This is a genomic window from Chryseobacterium populi (assembly GCF_000282115.1).
Lineage (GTDB): Bacteria > Bacteroidota > Bacteroidia > Flavobacteriales > Weeksellaceae > Chryseobacterium > Chryseobacterium populi.
This window is the reverse complement of sequence record NZ_AKJY01000005.1, coordinates 17632-33645: the sequence shown is the minus strand read 5'-3', so window position 1 is coordinate 33645 and position 16014 is coordinate 17632. Positions and strand designations below refer to the sequence as shown.

General features: G+C 38.0%; 16 protein-coding genes. 8 read left to right on the top strand and 8 right to left on the bottom strand.

The window, feature by feature from the left end:
* Positions 1–168: 168 nt before the first annotated feature.
* The 3 genes from PMI13_RS02235 to tpx all read right to left on the bottom strand — a co-directional run bounded on the left by PMI13_RS02235 (position 169) and on the right by tpx (position 2451).
* Complete coding sequence (locus PMI13_RS02235) at positions 169–1374, bottom strand: DUF763 domain-containing protein (protein ID WP_007840228.1); 1206 nt, start codon at positions 1372–1374, stop codon at positions 169–171.
* 192 nt (positions 1375–1566) lie between these two features.
* Positions 1567–1794 (bottom strand): VOC family protein, encoded by a 228-nt coding sequence (locus PMI13_RS02230; RefSeq protein ID WP_007840226.1) that lies wholly within the window; start codon positions 1792–1794, stop codon positions 1567–1569.
* 156 nt (positions 1795–1950) lie between these two features.
* Positions 1951–2451, bottom strand: a complete 501-nt coding sequence (gene tpx / locus PMI13_RS02225; protein ID WP_007840224.1) for a thiol peroxidase — start codon at positions 2449–2451, stop codon at positions 1951–1953.
* Between the two features lie 170 nt (positions 2452–2621).
* On the opposite strand from tpx, the gene PMI13_RS02220 reads away from it, so the two are divergent.
* Entirely contained in the window at positions 2622–4841 is a 2220-nt protein-coding gene (locus tag PMI13_RS02220; protein WP_007840222.1) for an NADP-dependent isocitrate dehydrogenase, read from the top strand.
* 169 nt (positions 4842–5010) lie between these two features.
* On the opposite strand, the gene PMI13_RS02215 is transcribed toward PMI13_RS02220, so the two are convergent.
* Positions 5011–5352: a winged helix-turn-helix transcriptional regulator gene (locus PMI13_RS02215; RefSeq protein ID WP_007840220.1), complete on the bottom strand. Its 342-nt coding sequence runs from the start codon at positions 5350–5352 to the stop codon at positions 5011–5013.
* 104 nt (positions 5353–5456) lie between these two features.
* Between PMI13_RS02215 and PMI13_RS02210 the strand changes: the two genes are divergently transcribed.
* From PMI13_RS02210 to PMI13_RS02180, 7 genes are all read left to right on the top strand, one after another.
* Positions 5457–6203 (top strand): SDR family oxidoreductase, encoded by a 747-nt coding sequence (locus PMI13_RS02210; protein WP_034670922.1) that lies wholly within the window; start codon positions 5457–5459, stop codon positions 6201–6203.
* A 171-nt stretch (positions 6204–6374) separates the two neighbouring features.
* Positions 6375–7370: a heme-binding domain-containing protein gene (locus tag PMI13_RS02205; protein WP_007840216.1), complete on the top strand. Its 996-nt coding sequence runs from the start codon at positions 6375–6377 to the stop codon at positions 7368–7370.
* Entirely contained in the window at positions 7367–7807 is a 441-nt protein-coding gene (locus PMI13_RS02200; protein WP_007840215.1) for a hypothetical protein, read from the top strand. Before PMI13_RS02205 ends, PMI13_RS02200 begins: the two co-directional genes overlap by 4 nt.
* 93 nt (positions 7808–7900) lie before the next feature.
* Positions 7901–8917, top strand: a complete 1017-nt coding sequence (locus PMI13_RS02195; protein ID WP_007840214.1) for a sensor histidine kinase — start codon at positions 7901–7903, stop codon at positions 8915–8917.
* Positions 8898–9665: a LytR/AlgR family response regulator transcription factor gene (locus tag PMI13_RS02190; RefSeq protein WP_007840213.1), complete on the top strand. Its 768-nt coding sequence runs from the start codon at positions 8898–8900 to the stop codon at positions 9663–9665. Before PMI13_RS02195 ends, PMI13_RS02190 begins: the two co-directional genes overlap by 20 nt.
* 117 nt (positions 9666–9782) lie before the next feature.
* Positions 9783–10559 (top strand): DUF1223 domain-containing protein, encoded by a 777-nt coding sequence (locus PMI13_RS02185; protein ID WP_007840212.1) that lies wholly within the window; start codon positions 9783–9785, stop codon positions 10557–10559.
* Between the two features lie 264 nt (positions 10560–10823).
* Entirely contained in the window at positions 10824–11216 is a 393-nt protein-coding gene (locus PMI13_RS02180; RefSeq protein WP_007840211.1) for a DoxX family protein, read from the top strand.
* 344 nt (positions 11217–11560) lie between these two features.
* On the opposite strand, the gene PMI13_RS02175 is transcribed toward PMI13_RS02180, so the two are convergent.
* The 4 genes from PMI13_RS02175 to PMI13_RS02160 all read right to left on the bottom strand — a co-directional run bounded on the left by PMI13_RS02175 (position 11561) and on the right by PMI13_RS02160 (position 15813).
* Complete coding sequence (locus PMI13_RS02175; protein ID WP_007840204.1) at positions 11561–12553, bottom strand: MBL fold metallo-hydrolase; 993 nt, start codon at positions 12551–12553, stop codon at positions 11561–11563.
* Between the two features lies 1 nt (position 12554).
* Positions 12555–13745 carry an MFS transporter gene (locus tag PMI13_RS02170; RefSeq protein WP_007840202.1) on the bottom strand — a complete coding sequence of 397 codons (1191 nt, stop codon included), beginning with the start codon at positions 13743–13745 and terminating at the stop codon, positions 12555–12557.
* Between the two features lie 74 nt (positions 13746–13819).
* Positions 13820–14821: an aldo/keto reductase gene (locus tag PMI13_RS02165; RefSeq protein WP_007840200.1), complete on the bottom strand. Its 1002-nt coding sequence runs from the start codon at positions 14819–14821 to the stop codon at positions 13820–13822.
* Positions 14822–14907: 86 nt separating this feature from the next.
* On the bottom strand, positions 14908–15813 hold the full coding sequence (locus PMI13_RS02160) for a helix-turn-helix domain-containing protein (RefSeq protein WP_007840198.1): 906 nt from the start codon (positions 15811–15813) through the stop codon (positions 14908–14910).
* Positions 15814–16014 lie beyond the last annotated feature (201 nt).

Here is a 16014-nt window from a genome sequence, read left to right as displayed (position 1 = left end):
AATTGAGAAAAAAAAATTAAACAAATTAATAAAACTATTTAAATTTAATCAATAACAAACTATAAATCAAAGGATTTTGTCTTTTTATAAAAATTAAACAATTCCTGTTTTGAGTTTACAGTAAATCTCCCACGTATGAAGCTTGAGAAAAATGATAAGCCTGCTAAACTAAAATAAAGACAATTGAATCGGCTTCCCGGGTTTTTCAGCGTCTCCGAAAACTGTTTTTCCTCCAAATCTCCATGAGTTCTGGCGTTCTTCTTCAATCACCTGCTGAATATCAAAATCCGGGGTGAAATCTTTTTCTGTTGCAGCAACAATCTGATGAAGCTTATTCAATGTTTTCAGTTTATCAGAATTCCCAAGCTTCGATTTTTCAATTCCGGATTTAAGAATATTAATGCTTTGGTCGAATACTTTGGTGGGAACCGGGAAAGGATGGCCGTCTTTTCCACCATGGGCAAAGGAAAATCTTGCCGGATCTTTGAATCTCGAAGGTGCGCCGTGAATCACTTCACTTACCAAAGCCAAAGACTGCATGGTTCGTGGGCCTACCCCTTCTAAAAGTAACAAATCTTCGAAGTTTTGAAGCTGCCGCTCCCGGGTCACGTATAAGAGAGCTCCAAGACGCTTTAAATCTACTTCAGCAGCCCGAACGTCATGGTGTGCGGGAAGAATCAGTCTTGAAAAATCACTCATGATTTCCGCAGAATCCGTATGAGAAATTTCCAGGATACCTTTTCTGTTTTCTGAAGCTTCCGAATCGGTAAGGTTAAGGATTTTCCCTCTGGAAATCCCATTGATTCCGGTGTGCGGTTCTTCAACAAAAGATTTTATATTTTCTGAATGCCAGTGATAACGTCTTGCTGTTCCGTCTGATTCATGCATTCCCTGCTGAACCACGCTCCAGCTTCCGTTATCAGCCAGTATAAAATTGTGCAGGTACAATTGATATCCATCATGAATAGCTGTGTTATCCACTTTTGCAGAAAGTTTGCTTGCCCTTACCAACTCAGTTCCGTTTAAGCCTGTTTTATCCGCAATCTGGATTAATTCTGACGGGGTATCTCTGGAAAATTTGCCTTTTCCCCCGCAAATATAAATTCCGAGTGACTGCGAATTGGGGTTAACGGAACGCTTCAGGGCTCCCATCACGGAAGTTGTAATTCCTGAGGAATGCCAGTCCATTCCCATTACCGCCCCAAAGCTCTGGAACCAAAAAGGATCAGCCAGCCGGCGAAGAACCTCATCTTTACCGTAATCCGTCAGAATTACTTCAATAATCGAAAGCCCGAGCGCAGACATACGTTCATACAGCCAAATAGGTACTTTGCCGTAGTGTAGAGGTAGATCTGCGGTTCCTGAGCGTTTCATTTAATTTTTTTATAGCAAACGTGCTAAATGATAAAATTATTTTGGAGGGTAAAGTTAGCTTTAATATTATAAAATTTTGATGATCTGAATCAATATTAATCTACTACTTATTACACTAATCGATTAATACTAATTTTCACAATAATATTTGTGTTTTTTTTAACATCAATACTGTTTGGCATTTAAAGCCAGTTAATGAATGGAGCAGAATACCAGGTCTTTGTGTTTATGATCCGAAACTTGCGTATTGTTTCCACCCTGAATGGCAAAACTGATCTGAACTTTTGATTCTTCATCGTTTCTGAAAGTTTTAATCCAGCCATGGTTCATCATGGTTTCAAGACCTAAAATCTCATGATAAAACCGATCTGCTTTCGACAGGTCATCGGCCTTTATATTGGCTACAATTCTTTTTACCATTTCAACTTAAATTTTTAAATAAAAAAGCCTTGTGAAATTGCATACAATATCACAAGGCTTATAAACAATTTATTATTCAGATCTGGAATGCGGAAGCGGCTAAGTCAAAAAACTTCCAAAAGCCCCTCATTTTACAGAAACTAAATGTCTATATGCTTATTTTAAAGCTGATAATGCAGCCTCATAATCAGGCTCATCTGCAATTTCAGAAACCTGTTCTGTATAAAGTACTTTATTATTTTCATCTGCAACGATCACAGCACGGCTTAAAAGCCCTTTCAACGGAGAATCTGTAATGGTCACTTCATAATCATCCCCGAAGCTGCTCCTGAAATCTGAAAGCGTTTCAACATTATTCAAACCTTCAGCAGCACAGAATCTTCCCAATGCAAAAGGTAAATCTTTAGAAACATTAATCACCACCGTATTATCTAAGCCTGAAGCCTCTTCATTGAATTTTCTGGAAGAAGCTGCACAAGTAGGCGTATCAATACTTGGGAAAATATTGAATACTTTTCTTTTTCCTTCAAAATTTTCAAGAGTTTTTACATTTAAACCTGAATCTACCAGCGCAAAATCTCTGATTGTACTTCCTACTGCCGGAAGTCTTCCTATGGTATGTACTTCATTTCCTTTTAAAGTGATAGTCGTTGACATAATTTTATTTTTTAAGTTTTTCAAATTTACTCAAATTGGGCAGTATTTTCTTTGAAATAATGGTTAAATAATTCTTAAAGTGGAAAATCTTGTTTAGGATTAATCTGAAAAAATTAAATTTTAACTAAATTTGTGGGACTTTAAAATTTCAAATAATAAATAACAGTATAATGTCAGAAAAATCAAAAATCTATTACACATTAACGGATGAGGCTCCAATGCTGGCTACACACTCCTTTTTACCTATTGTAAAAGCATTTACAAAATCAGCAAATATCGAAATTGCGGTTCCGGATATTTCTCTGGCAGGAAGAATTTTAGCCAACTTCCCTGAATTTTTAAAAGACGACCAGAAAATTGGTGATGCTTTGGCTGAACTGGGCCAGCTGGCTACAACACCGGATGCCAATATCATTAAGTTACCGAATATCTCAGCTTCAGCACCTCAGCTGGATGAAGCTATTGCTGAATTACAATCTAAAGGTTTCGCAGTTCCAAATTATCCTGCAGAGCCTAAAAATGATGAAGAAAAAGCAATTAAAGCTAAATATGCAAAGGTTTTGGGAAGTGCTGTAAATCCTGTATTGAGAGAAGGAAATTCTGACAGACGTGCTCCGAAAGCTGTTAAAAATTATGCTAAAGCAAACCCGCACAGAATGGGTGACTGGGCTTCTGACAGCAAAACTGATGTTACCCATATGAACAGCGGAGATTTCTATGGTACTGAAACGTCAACCACTCTTGAAAATGCTACGAAATATAAAATCGTATTCAAGGGAAATGACGGTTCTGAAACTTTACTGAAAGATTTTGCAGGCCTTCAGGCCGGAGAAGTTATCGATTCTTCTGTAATGAACCTGAAAGCCCTGAAAGCTTTTGTACAGGAAGCTATTGAAGAAGCTAAAAATAAAAATGTGCTTCTTTCTGCGCACCTTAAGGCTACAATGATGAAAATCTCCGATCCTATTATTTTTGGAGCAATTGTAGAAACGTTCTTCAAAGATGTTTTCACTCAATATGCCGATACTTTCAAGTCTTTGGATATCAACCCTAATAATGGGCTTGCCGATCTTTTTGAAAAAATCAAAGGGAATGCCCAGGAGGCTGAAATTAAAGCTGCTATTGAAACAGCTTTAGCGAACGGACCAAGAGTAGCCATGGTAAATTCTGATAAAGGAATTACCAACTTCCATGTGCCTTCTGATATCATCGTTGATGCTTCTATGGCTGCTTTGGTAAGAGGTGGCGGTAAAATGTGGAATAAGGAAGGTAAGGAAGAAGATACGGTAGCGATCATTCCGGACCGTTCTTATGCAGGGTTCTATCAGGCTGTAATTGATGATATGAGAGCTCACGGAAAACTGGATCCTACAACAATGGGCTCTGTTCCAAACGTAGGTTTAATGGCTCAAAAAGCTGAAGAATACGGATCTCATGACAAAACTTTCCAGGCTACCGCTGACGGAACAATTGAAGTTCAGGATGAAGCAGGGAATATTCTTCTTTCCCAAAAGGTAGAAAAAAGTGATATTTTCAGAATGTGCCAGACCAAAGATGCTCCGATCCAGGATTGGGTAAAATTAGCAGTAAACAGATCAAGGCTTTCTGATACACCTGCAATTTTCTGGTTAGACAAAGGAAGAGCTCATGACAGAGAAATTATCAAAAAGGTAGAAAAATACCTTAAAGATTATGATACTACAGGCCTTGACATCAGAATCCTTGATGTGAAAGATGCCATGACTGAAACTTTAATAAGAGCAAGAGAAGGAAAAGATACGATTTCTGTTTCAGGAAACGTATTGAGAGATTATTTAACCGATCTTTTCCCTATCCTAGAGCTTGGAACTTCTGCAAAAATGCTTTCTATTGTTCCGTTGATGAATGGTGGTGGCTTATTTGAAACAGGAGCCGGAGGTTCTGCCCCTAAACATATTGAACAATTCCTGGAAGAAGGTTATCTGAGATGGGATTCTTTAGGAGAATTCCTGGCTTTACAGGCTTCTTTGGAACATTTAGCCCAGACCCAGGGAAATACGAAATCCCAGGTTTTAGCGGATGCCTTGGATGAAGCCAACGCTAAATTCTTAGCTACTGATAAATCTCCCGCAAGAAAAGTAGGACAAATCGACAACAGAGGTTCTCACTTTTATTTAGCTATGTATTGGGCTGAAGCTCTGGCTAACCAGACTGCTGATGCTGAACTGGCGGCTCAGTTTGCTCCGGTTGCAAAGGCAATGGAGGAAAACGAAGCGGTAATTAATGAAGAATTAATTGCAGCTCAGGGGAAACCTCAGGATATTGATGGCTACTATAAAACTGACACGTATAAGACATACGCGGCAATGAGACCAAGCACTGTTTTAAATGAAATTATTGACGGAATTTAATCCCCGGAATAATATAAAGCTCCTTATTAAGACTAAGGAGCTTTTTTATTGACCTAATCTTTTTTATCCATGAAAAAATGTGAAGGAACTCAGTTTTAATAAAAATAGAAAACGGATTAAAAACCCCTTCCCATTAATATAATTTTAATCTTTTAATAAAATCAACTGCTTAAAATTCTTTCTGTTCCACAATCACCCTCCGGTGCTCTCTTCCCCAATTGATCATTTCACTTATAATTTTCCCGAAAGTTCTGCAGTATTCTGTAGGTTCATACTCAATTAAAACCGGTGTATCCGGGTAAACGGTACGCTTCACCAGTTTATTCAGCTCCATATCTTTCAGCTCTTTTGAAAGCATTCTTGTCGTGATTCCGGGGATGCTTCTTTCAATCTCACGGAAACGCCTGTTGCCGTTACAAATTGCATTAATCACAGGAATCCGCCATTTTCCCCCGATAAAATAAAGGGTATCCTGCAAAGCTCTCAATTCTTCGGTCTGGTCTCTTTCCATATCTGCAAAGTTAAATGATATAATGGATGATACTGGTATACTCTGTTATACTGATTACAAAAGTATACCAATTTGAAATAACTTTGTCAAAAAAATTTAAAGAAATGAATAAGTTTGATCACAAGCTCGCTATAGTAACCGGCGGAAACAGCGGGATCGGGTATGCAACAGCAAAAGAATTAATCACCGAAGGTGCAAAAGTAATCATTACAGGCAGGCGAAAAGAAGCAGTGGAAAAAGCAGCCGGAGAGCTGGGAGCAATCCCGTTTATTGCAGACCAATCTAATCTGGAAGATATTAATATGCTATGCAAAGAAATAGAAAGTCAATATGGCAAAGTTGATATTCTGTTTATCAATGCCGGGATTACAGGAACCTTGAGTTCTATTGAAAACATGAATACTGAGAATTTCGACAGCGTAATGAATGTCAATTTCAGAGGGGCCTATTTCACTTTAAGCAAGCTTATTCCTTTGTTGAATAATGGTGCATCAGTAGTGGTTCTATCATCCATTGTCGCTTCTACCCATAAACCTAACAGTTCGGTTTACCAGGCAAGCAAGGCCGCATTGAATTCCATCGCTAAAACAGCTGCCGCCGAATTGGCTCCAAGAAAAATAAGAGTCAATATGGTAAGCCCGGGCCCTACAAAAACTGAAATCATGAACAAGGCCGGCTTAGATGAAAAAACTTTAGAAGGAATTAATGACTGGCTGATCAACGAAATTCCGTTAAAGAAAATGGGAACTGCAGAAGATATAGCCAAGCTGGTGGTTTATTTATCTGATGATCATATTTCAAGCTTTATTACCGGAACTGAAGTCATCGTTGACGGCGGAATGGTACTGTAAAAATTTATCCATTTAAAAATACCGGCAATTATTATTTCCGGTATTTTTTATTTTACCTGTTGAGTCCAAAAAATTCCGGGTTCACCATTCAATTGGTCCGGTTGAGCTTTCTTTGGATTTCAAACCTTCTTTTCTGTCTTTACTTTTGAGCCATAAAAAACAAAAACTATTATGGATTCAATAAAGAAAAAAAGAACGGTAAGACCCGTTGCTATTCTATTTTTAGCTGTATTGGGAATTTTTGCAGGGTTACAGCTCTTCGACAAGCCTATCGAGGGGAGACCTGTTACCGGTAAAATTGAGGCGCCGCGTGAAGTGATTGCTATTCTGGAAAAATCATGCTTTAACTGTCATTCCAACGAACAAAAACTTAACTGGTATGACAAGCTTGCTCCCATTTCCTGGGCCGTCAATAAAGATGTGGAAAGAGCCAGAGAAGTTATGAATTTTTCGGAATGGGAAAAACTTTCCCCGGGAGAACACAAAGGGAATATGTATGCGATTCTGAATATGATGCAGGCCGGTAAAATGCCGCTTCATAAATATACATTACTCCATCCTTCAGCCAAAATTTCAAATAAGGATATTGAAGTGATCAGGAAGTACACCCTTTCTCTGTCAGGAATTGCACCGGCACCGGTAAAAAAAGAAGAAAAAGATCCGCATCAGGATATAAAAACAGGTTCAGTTACAAGCCCGGAAAACCTTCCGGTATCTCCAAACGGTGTAAAATATACCCCGGATTTTAAAAACTGGAAAGTGATCAGCATGAGCACTCTGTTTGACCATTCTATCCGGGTTATCTATGGAAATGATATTGCGGTAAAAGCAGTGGAAACAGAAAATTTTCACCCATGGCCGGATGGGAGTATCGTTGTCAAATCGGTTTGGAAACAACAGGAACAACCTGATGGAGAAATAAGACCGGGAGAATTTGTCAATGCCCAGTTCATGGTGAAAGATTCAAAAAAATATACGGATACTGAAGGTTGGGGTTTTGCTAAATTTTCAGGAAGGGATCTCCACCCAACCGGGGAAACGGCTTCTTTTGCAAAAGAATCCTGCATCGCCTGTCATCGCCAGTTAGCTGAAAAAACAGGATACCTGTTTGATGTCCCTATGAAAGTAAATACAGAAAGATTAATTAAAAACCTTCAGAAAAAATGAAAAAAATAGTATTCATGCTGCTGTCGAGCTTAACCATATTCACTGCATGCAAAATTGATGAACCGAATAAAGATTTGCAACGTATTGTTTTTAATCCCGGAAACCTTCATTTTATTTCCAATTCACTGAATCCAAACAAGGAAACCATGTCTGCATTATATGGAAACCGGGAAGCTCTTCAGTCTTTATCCGCCGGAAATACCCGTCCCGGCAAAGGATCAGAATTAAAGCTGGTTACCTGGAAATATCATGAGAATCCGCAATATACTGGAGGTACGATAACAGGTGAACTTTTACAAATAGAAACCGTTCAGGCAGATCAGAAAGGAACCATTTCTTATGAGGAAAAGAATCTGTCAGGAAAAGAGACAATTCATCCCGACAAAGAAGAAAGAATACAATATATCATGACTTACAAACCTGTTGTAAGACCATAGATTGACTATCCCCCATTCACTTTTTCAATACTCTTTTCTCATAATTTCATTTAAAAATATTAATTTAACATTTTTAAAATCCGTAATTTTTTAATGCAGCAACAAAAAATAAAAATATCACAGGCTGTTATCTGGATAAGTTCCATTTTTCTGGGAGTCCTTTCATCTGTTCCCCAACTTGCCTCCCATAATTTCAATCTGCCGGAAGCTGTTGTAAATGCCGCAATTACAAGCGCATTTGCCGTTGTGATGTGGTATCTCAATATTTATATGATGAACCGCAATGCTAAAAGACGTCAGGGAATTTCCTATTCCAGGCTTTTAATTGTACTGGCACTGGGAATGGTAGTCATGTTTGGCCTTGCATGGGTACAGCAACTGATCTTATCCCATATTAATTTTGGCCCGGTGATGCTTATGGTAGAAGTAAGAGGAATCCTGATCAACCTTGTATTTTATATGTTTTTAAATTTGGTTCAAAACAATTATGCCGGACAGCAGGTTCATCTTGAACTGGAAAAAGTTAAAAGTGATAATCTCGGTGCCCAGTATGAACTACTGAAACAGCAGGTTAATCCACATTTTCTTTTCAACAGTCTCAACACCTTAAAATCAATGGTTGAAACGCATGATGAAGAAACAGTAGACTTTATCATCAAATTATCAGATTTTTACCGTTTCACCCTGGAAAGCAGAAAGCTGGATCTTATTACGGTTCAGGAAGAGATGAAAATACTCAACGCCTATCTTTTCCTCCAAAAAGCCCGCTTTGGTGATGGTTTTACCTTTACCGATGCATTATTAGATGGGGAAACGTTAAAAACATTGATTCCGCCTTTTACTTTACAATTATTGATAGAAAACTGTATCAAGCACAATATTGTTTCACAAAGCAAACCGCTGCATATCAGAATATACAGTTCTGATCAAAAGATCATTGTTGAAAACCCGATACAGCGCAAATTGGTAGCCGAAGATTCTTTAGGGGTCGGCCTGAACAATGTAAATATGCGTTACAAACATTTGCTAATGCAGGAAATTGATATCACAGACAGCAACCATATTTTTCAAATAAAACTTCCTTTAATCCATGAATATCATCATTATTGAAGACGAATTCAGAGCTGCAAAATCACTGCAGAATTTAATCAAAGAATTAAAGCCCGAAGCCTCTCTCACCGGAGTCTATGACAGCATAGAAACCAGTGTGGAAGCACTCTCCAAAGATCATCAACCGGACCTCATCTTTATGGACATCCATCTTTCGGACGGGCTTTCTTTTGAAATCTTTAAGCAGGTAGAAATTACCTGTCCGGTGGTGTTCTGTACGGCATTTGACCAGTATATGCTGGATGCGTTTAAAAGCAAGGGTGTCGATTATGTTTTAAAACCGTTTTCACGCGAGGATATCGCAGAAGCTTTAAGAAAGGTTGACGAACTGAAAAAATTCTTTCAAAAAAAGGAACTTCCGGATCTGGAAGCTCTTCTTCAAAAAATAAGTCAGCCTCAAACCACGGCCAAGAGCAGTTTCCTGGTTTTTAAAAATCAGAAATACACAACTATTCTAACTGAAAACATTGCATATTTTTATATTCACAATGAAATAACCCATCTCGTTACTTTTAACAAGCAACAGTTTCCCCTGAGCCAATCTTTAGGGCAGGTAGCTGAGCTTGTTTCTCCCAAACAATTCTTCCGGGTCAACAGGCAGTATATCGTTAATTTCAGTGCCATCAAAGAAATGGAACATTATTTCCAAAGGAAAATCTATGTTAAGCTTTCCGTGGAAACTCCTGAAAAACTGCTTATCAACAAGGAAAAAACACACAGCTTTTTCTCCTGGCTTGAAGACCGTTAATCAACAAAAAAATTCAACTTTATATTTTCCGGGGTCACCTTTAAAATTGTCTGGTTGAGCCTTTTTTGTATTCTTTTGCCTCTTCCGGATGTCTACTTTTGATCAAAATTAAAAGAAATGATCTCTAGAAAACTATTTACAGCAGGTGCACTGGTAGCGTTAATGTTCATCATTTCCGCATTTGTACAAACGAAAAGCACAGACAGGAAAATTCAAAATAACATCTCCGGAAACAATGGTTTTGCCGTTCTGGAATTATTCACATCTGAAGGCTGCTCCAGTTGTCCGCCGGCAGACGCACTGATAGGACAGATCAATCAGGAGTGGAAAGGAAAACCGGTTTATATTTTAGCCTACCACGTTGATTACTGGAACCGTCTCGGATGGAAAGACCGCTTCAGTACTCCGGAAAATTCTGAACGTCAGCAACAGTACAGCAGAGTACTCAATTCACAGGTTTATACTCCACAGCTTATTGTCAACGGAAAACAGCAGTTTGTAGGTTCGGATGGAAATGCTGCAGAAAATTCAATCTCTACGGCATTAAGCAGTACAAAAAATATCAGAATAGATTTAACGGCATCTGCTCTTTCAAACATGCTTAATGTACATTATAAAGTGTCAGATACAAATATTCAAAACAGGCTGCTGATCACTTTAGTAGAAAAAAAATCCACTACAAATGTTGCTAAGGGAGAAAATGAAGGACGTCACTTAATCCATTGGCAGATTGTACGCAAACAAAACCAAATCTCCCTGAAAAATGGCTTGGAAGGGACAACCGGCTTCCCATTACCTGAAAATTCCAATGCTAATGACTGGGAAGTTATCGGGTTTCTTCAGAATACTAAAACCGGGGAAATCACGGGTTCTGCAAAAGTATTATTTAACTAGAAAATTTGTCGCACGCGAAGTTGCAAGGTTCATTACATACATCATGCTGTAGGAAACAAGGATTTTAATCTGTAATAAAAAATTATGGATAAGATTGAAGGGCTTGGATTCCTGCGGAATGACAAAAATACTGAAGAGGTACTGCGGAATATATAAAATTAAAAATCTATGATTTTCCTGTGCTTAAAAGACATCATCTTAATTCTTTGAGCCCTTGCGATCAACAAAAAAATATAAACATTAAACAACTTAAACAATAAAAAAATGAAAACAAAAACAACAAAAATCATCTATTGGTCAGGCGTTATTTTTATGTCACTCTGGTTTGGAGCAAGCGGTTTCTTTGAACTGACAAAAAACCCTGTGGTTTGGAATATTACCCAACAATTGGGATATCCTGCCCACTTTATTTACATTCTTGGGGTCTTTAAACTTTCAGGTATTACAGTTCTTCTGATTCCTAATAAACTGCTAAGGCTTAAAGAGTGGGTATTTGCAGGAATGTTCTTTGACATTATCTTCGCGTTCTTCTCCAAAATAGCTATCCTCGGGTTTCCGGCAACGATTGATGCCATTGTAGCATTTGCGGTGCTTTCCGTTACTTATGTGATGTTCAGGAAGCTTTACAGCCCTGAATTGGTCTTTGGAGAAATATAGTTTTTAACCACAGACGATCCAAAATAGCTTCATGAATAACACCTATGTAACGCTGATCTATTTGTGTTATTTGAAAGAAATATTAAGGGGATTAGTTCAATAAGCTGTAAGATTAAGCAATTAAAATTCTGATTCTGCAAAACGATCTAATTAAAAATAAATCCTCCCGGTAGAGAGGATTTATCTTTGAAACTATGTCGTAGAAAATTTAAATTAATAATAAAAATTTTTTCTTTTTCGTCTTGAAACAACTAAAAATGCTTAATCCATTGTGATCAACTATCATACATTTACGAAATACGCGAGGTTAGCCTTAATATTCTTAATCATTTGATCTGATCTTTTTAATTCATAAAGCTTTCCGGGAACCATTCAAATGCGCCGGCATTCTTTTTTGTAAAACCCAATCCCGGCCATGGCAAATGATAGGCAAAGGCCCTGGCTTTAGATTCAGCCAGTTGAGTAAGGACTTTCTTTCGTGATTTTGTTGCAATATCCAGATCGGTATCCCCGAAATATCCCCAATCAGGATGCGGGAAAAGAACCACATCTGAATGTATCAGATCTGCGATATACAATAATTTTTCGTTCCCTGAGACAATATTCACCAGGGTAAGTCCGGGAGTATGCCCCGGAGCCAGCTGAAAACTGAAATGATCGTACAATGATTTCTCAAGGTCATAAAATTTCAGTTTAGGTTTAATGATCTTTAAAATATTCTGAACAGCCGGAATGATCTGATTCAGAAACTCCGGTTGGTTTTTTAAAGCACTGTTGCTGAAATCTTTGACCGTGGCTTTCATCCAGAAATCATGTTCAATTTTGGAAATGAACAAATTAGCATTAGGAAAAGCCAATTTATCCTGCTTATCCACTACTCCACCAATGTGGTCAGGGTGCGCATGGGATAAAAATACATCTGTAATATCTGCAGGTGAAAACCCCGCTTTTTTCAGACTTTTTAACAGAAATCCGGTTCTGGCATCGGCAAAAATCCCCATTCCTGTATCCATTAAAATAAGTCTGTTTTTAGTTTTAACGAGCAGAACATTCATCGCCATATCGATAAAATCTTCAGAACGGAAGTTATCTTTAAGGATAGCTTTTAATTCAGCTACATTTCCACGTGGGGCAAAGGACAATAAATTCTCTTCATGAATATATCCGTCTGTGAGAATAAAAAGTTCAAGCTCTCCGAGTTGTATTTTTTTGAATCCTGAAAGATCGTTTTCCTGGTTCAAAATCATTTCTTGAGTATTGGCAAAAGCTCCCGTAAAAGGAATTACACTGAAAGCTCCTGCTAAAAGTCCGTTTTTTAAAAGTGCTCTTCTGTTCATATCAAATATGTGCTTTTCTTAATTTTATCATGCTCAGGATCAATAATCCTAAAGCACCTAATACAAAATATCCTTCGGCAACCTGCAGCTGAATTTCAGGCTTAATGACCGCTACAATTCCATAGCTTACCGCTGATGTGATGATAAAAGCGACTCCACCGGTCAGACCGCCGGCAATCCCTGCTGAATTGGGAAATCTTCCGATACAGTATGAAAAATAATTATTGAATATAAATCCTGCCGTTACATGAATGGCAAATGCAAATGCCACCAAGCTATAAATATTGCTTATATAATAGGAGAAGGCAAACATTGAAATAATCAAGATAAGCTGAATAAAATTGGCATACCGGATTTTAGGAAGAAATGCTTTATTGATTAATGCTTTTCCTAAGAAACCACCTGTCATCCAGGCCAATCCCAGAATCAGTGATACATAACCTGCAATCACTTCAGAATACCCCATTTTGTGTTCTATGATAAAGGCTCCGCAAAGATTGAAAAAAATCACCATTGCATAACTCAGTCCACACATCAGCATTCCATAGAAAAAGTCTTTGGCCCTGAACATGGTATTGTATTCTCTTATGAGGAAATCAATATGAAACGGATTTCTTATTTTTAAAGTTTCGCCTGAAAAAATCAGTTCTAAAATCAAAAGCAATAAACTATATCCTGCCAAAACATAAAAATTAGACTGCCATCCGAAATTTTTCTGTAGGTATCCACCTATAAAAGGAGCTATAATGGGGCCTACCGACCAGACAATGGTCATGATACTTAAATAATGCTTCCGTTTTTCCCCTTCATATACATCGACGAAGAAAGCCCGTTTGGAAACGACTGCAAAACCGGATAAAACACCATGTAATACCCGCATTGCATAAATAACAATAATATTCTGGGTCATTGCCGTAATCAGAAAGGTAACGACAAATAAAGCCAGGGAAAAGACAGACACTTTATATCGTCCGAATGAATCCACTACGCTTCCTGCGAAAAACTGCGTCAATCCGTAACTTATTAAAAATATGGATAAAGTAAGCTGAATACTGCTTTCCGGTAAATGAAGCTCTGTTGCCATACTCGGCATGGAGGGAAGATAAATATCCGTTGCCAGACCGGACATCGGAATCACCGCAAAAGCTAAAACAGTAGCTATAAACTGATTTTTTTCTTTAAGAGTTCTCATTTTCTCTCATTACATCTTTTCATAAAAACAGGATTCCTGAATGAATCAGGAACCCGGATTTTAATATTTATATCTTAGTTATTAACAAGTTTCATTGAGCCTTCGTTGTATCGTTCTCCTGTATTAGGATATTTTTTCAGGATGGCATCAATGGCATCCAGATCGGATGGTGAAAGGCTGATGTTGATTGCATCGATATTTTCTTCCAGATACCTGATCCGTTTTGTTCCGGGAATCGGAATAATATCATCCCCTTGATTAAGCACCCATGCTAAAGCCAGCTGTGTTCCCTTCACTCCTTTTGAAGCTGCTAAATCATTGAATTCTTTTGCTAAATTCCTGTTATTTTCGAGACTTTCAGCCTGGTATCTCGGTAATGATTTTCTGAAATCATCATCTGCGAAATTCTGAGCTTCATTGATATTGGCAAAGAGCCCTCTTGCTAACGGTGAATAGGGAACCAATGTAATTCCAAGCTCGCGGATTGTAGATAAAATTTCTTTTTCCACATCTCTCGTGAGGATAGAATACTCCGACTGCAAAGCTGTAATAGGATGGATTTCATTTGCTTTTCTGATAGATTCCGGAGAAGCCTCAGACAATCCCAGATATCTCACCTTTCCTGCTTTCACCAACTCTGCCATTGCTCCTACGGTCTCCTCAACAGGAATATTTGGATCAATTCTGTGGGCATAATACAGATCTATCGTATCTATTTTCAGTCTTTGAAGGCTTAAGTCTACGGCTTGCTTAATCCACTCCGGCGAACCGTCAAAATAGGTTCCGGGAGCTCCGCTGTGACTGGCTTTTCCGTCTTTAAACCTGAACCCGAACTTGGTAGCGATAAAAATCTTATCACGATTCGGAACCAGAACTTTGGAAATCAACTTTTCATTTTCTCCGTTGGCATACATATCTGCTGTATCCCAAAAATTCACTCCTAAATCCAAAGCTTTATGTAAGGTATTGATACTTTCCTGTTCATCTGCAGGGCCATAGGCGAAGCTCATTCCCATGCATCCTAAACCAATGGCAGATAACTGCTCTTCTGTGTTTCCTAATTTTCTAAATTTCATGATGGTATGTGATTTAAATTATATAAGCAAAATTATGGCAACACTTCCCGTTTATGATATAGAATTCAAACGAATAATTATAAAATTCAAACAAGGCTATTTCTAAGGACATTGGGTGTGATTCCAGTCTGTTTTTTAAAGTAATTGGTGAAGTAGGCAGGTTCTTCAAATCCGAGGCCATAAGCAATTTCAGAAACGTTCCAATCTGTGTGTTTTAAAAGCGCATTGGCTTCCTGTATGATTCTTGATCTAATCTGCTGAGTTGTGGTTTTACCCGTCATCTCTTTCACTGAACGGTTTAAGGAATTAACATGAATGGAAAGGCTTTCTGCGTAATCATTGGGAGTTTTCAGCTTCAGGTAGGCTTCCGGACTGTCTATAGGAAACTGCCTTTCCAGCAATTCCATGAACAATAAAGCTACCCGCTGCGAAGCGTTCTGATATGGTTCAAAATTTTCAGCAGGATGCATTTTCATGGCTTCGTGCATCAGTATATGAAGGTAGCTTCTCAGCATATCATATTTATGTATGTAATCCGATTGTATTTCTTCTGTCATTTTGATAAAAATCTTTGAGACAGATGCCTGCTGATTTTCATCAACAAAGAATACCGGTGATCCCCCTATTTTAAAGAGCTGCGAATCCTGAAGATTCCCCAGACGGTTTCCGTTCTGCAAAAACTGATCTGTAAAGAGACAAAACCATCCTGTCTGGTTTTCATCATCTGCTTCCCATGAATACGGTACCACAGGGTTTGAAAATAATAAGGCCGGCCGGTCTACTTTGAACCATTTATTGGCATAATGGAGCTTCCCTTTTCCGATAATCAGTGAAATTTTATAATAATCTCTTCTGCTGTAAGGCGTTACCAGCGAACAGTTATCCCGGGTAAAAACATTAAAATGCCCCAACCCGGAGTTTAAAAGGCCGGACGGAAAAATCTCCACCTGGGTACGCTGATAAAATTCCTGTATTGATTCTGAATTTTCCATTTTCCAAAATTATAAAATTCAAACAAGACTTTAAATATAAAATAACAGGAATTGATAAAATAAAAAATGGCCGCTCTTCTGAGCAGCCACTTCAAAATTGAATATATAGTAGATATTGGTTTCTGATAGCGTCTTTGTTTTTGTCAATAAAAATGCCAAAGACCCTTTAGATACCAGTTTTTTTTGTTAAAAAAATCTAAA

What these genes read in the sequence shown, in the direction of transcription:
- PMI13_RS02205 (WP_007840216.1), top strand. Translation starts at nt 6,375, where the DNA reads ATGGATTCAATAAAGAAAAAAAGAACGGTAAGACCCGTTGCTATTCTA.
- PMI13_RS02190 (WP_007840213.1), top strand. Translation starts at nt 8,898, where the DNA reads ATGAATATCATCATTATTGAAGACGAATTCAGAGCTGCAAAATCACTG.
- PMI13_RS02195 (WP_007840214.1), top strand. Translation starts at nt 7,901, where the DNA reads ATGCAGCAACAAAAAATAAAAATATCACAGGCTGTTATCTGGATAAGT.
- PMI13_RS02175 (WP_007840204.1), bottom strand. Translation starts at nt 12,553, where the DNA reads ATGAACAGAAGAGCACTTTTAAAAAACGGACTTTTAGCAGGAGCTTTC.
- PMI13_RS02215 (WP_007840220.1), bottom strand. Translation starts at nt 5,352, where the DNA reads ATGGAAAGAGACCAGACCGAAGAATTGAGAGCTTTGCAGGATACCCTT.
- PMI13_RS02220 (WP_007840222.1), top strand. Translation starts at nt 2,622, where the DNA reads ATGTCAGAAAAATCAAAAATCTATTACACATTAACGGATGAGGCTCCA.
- PMI13_RS02170 (WP_007840202.1), bottom strand. Translation starts at nt 13,745, where the DNA reads ATGAGAACTCTTAAAGAAAAAAATCAGTTTATAGCTACTGTTTTAGCT.
- PMI13_RS02230 (WP_007840226.1), bottom strand. Translation starts at nt 1,794, where the DNA reads ATGGTAAAAAGAATTGTAGCCAATATAAAGGCCGATGACCTGTCGAAA.
- PMI13_RS02210 (WP_034670922.1), top strand. Translation starts at nt 5,457, where the DNA reads ATGAATAAGTTTGATCACAAGCTCGCTATAGTAACCGGCGGAAACAGC.
- PMI13_RS02200 (WP_007840215.1), top strand. Translation starts at nt 7,367, where the DNA reads ATGAAAAAAATAGTATTCATGCTGCTGTCGAGCTTAACCATATTCACT.
- tpx (WP_007840224.1), bottom strand. Translation starts at nt 2,451, where the DNA reads ATGTCAACGACTATCACTTTAAAAGGAAATGAAGTACATACCATAGGA.
- PMI13_RS02165 (WP_007840200.1), bottom strand. Translation starts at nt 14,821, where the DNA reads ATGAAATTTAGAAAATTAGGAAACACAGAAGAGCAGTTATCTGCCATT.
- PMI13_RS02160 (WP_007840198.1), bottom strand. Translation starts at nt 15,813, where the DNA reads ATGGAAAATTCAGAATCAATACAGGAATTTTATCAGCGTACCCAGGTG.
- PMI13_RS02185 (WP_007840212.1), top strand. Translation starts at nt 9,783, where the DNA reads ATGATCTCTAGAAAACTATTTACAGCAGGTGCACTGGTAGCGTTAATG.
- PMI13_RS02235 (WP_007840228.1), bottom strand. Translation starts at nt 1,374, where the DNA reads ATGAAACGCTCAGGAACCGCAGATCTACCTCTACACTACGGCAAAGTA.
- PMI13_RS02180 (WP_007840211.1), top strand. Translation starts at nt 10,824, where the DNA reads ATGAAAACAAAAACAACAAAAATCATCTATTGGTCAGGCGTTATTTTT.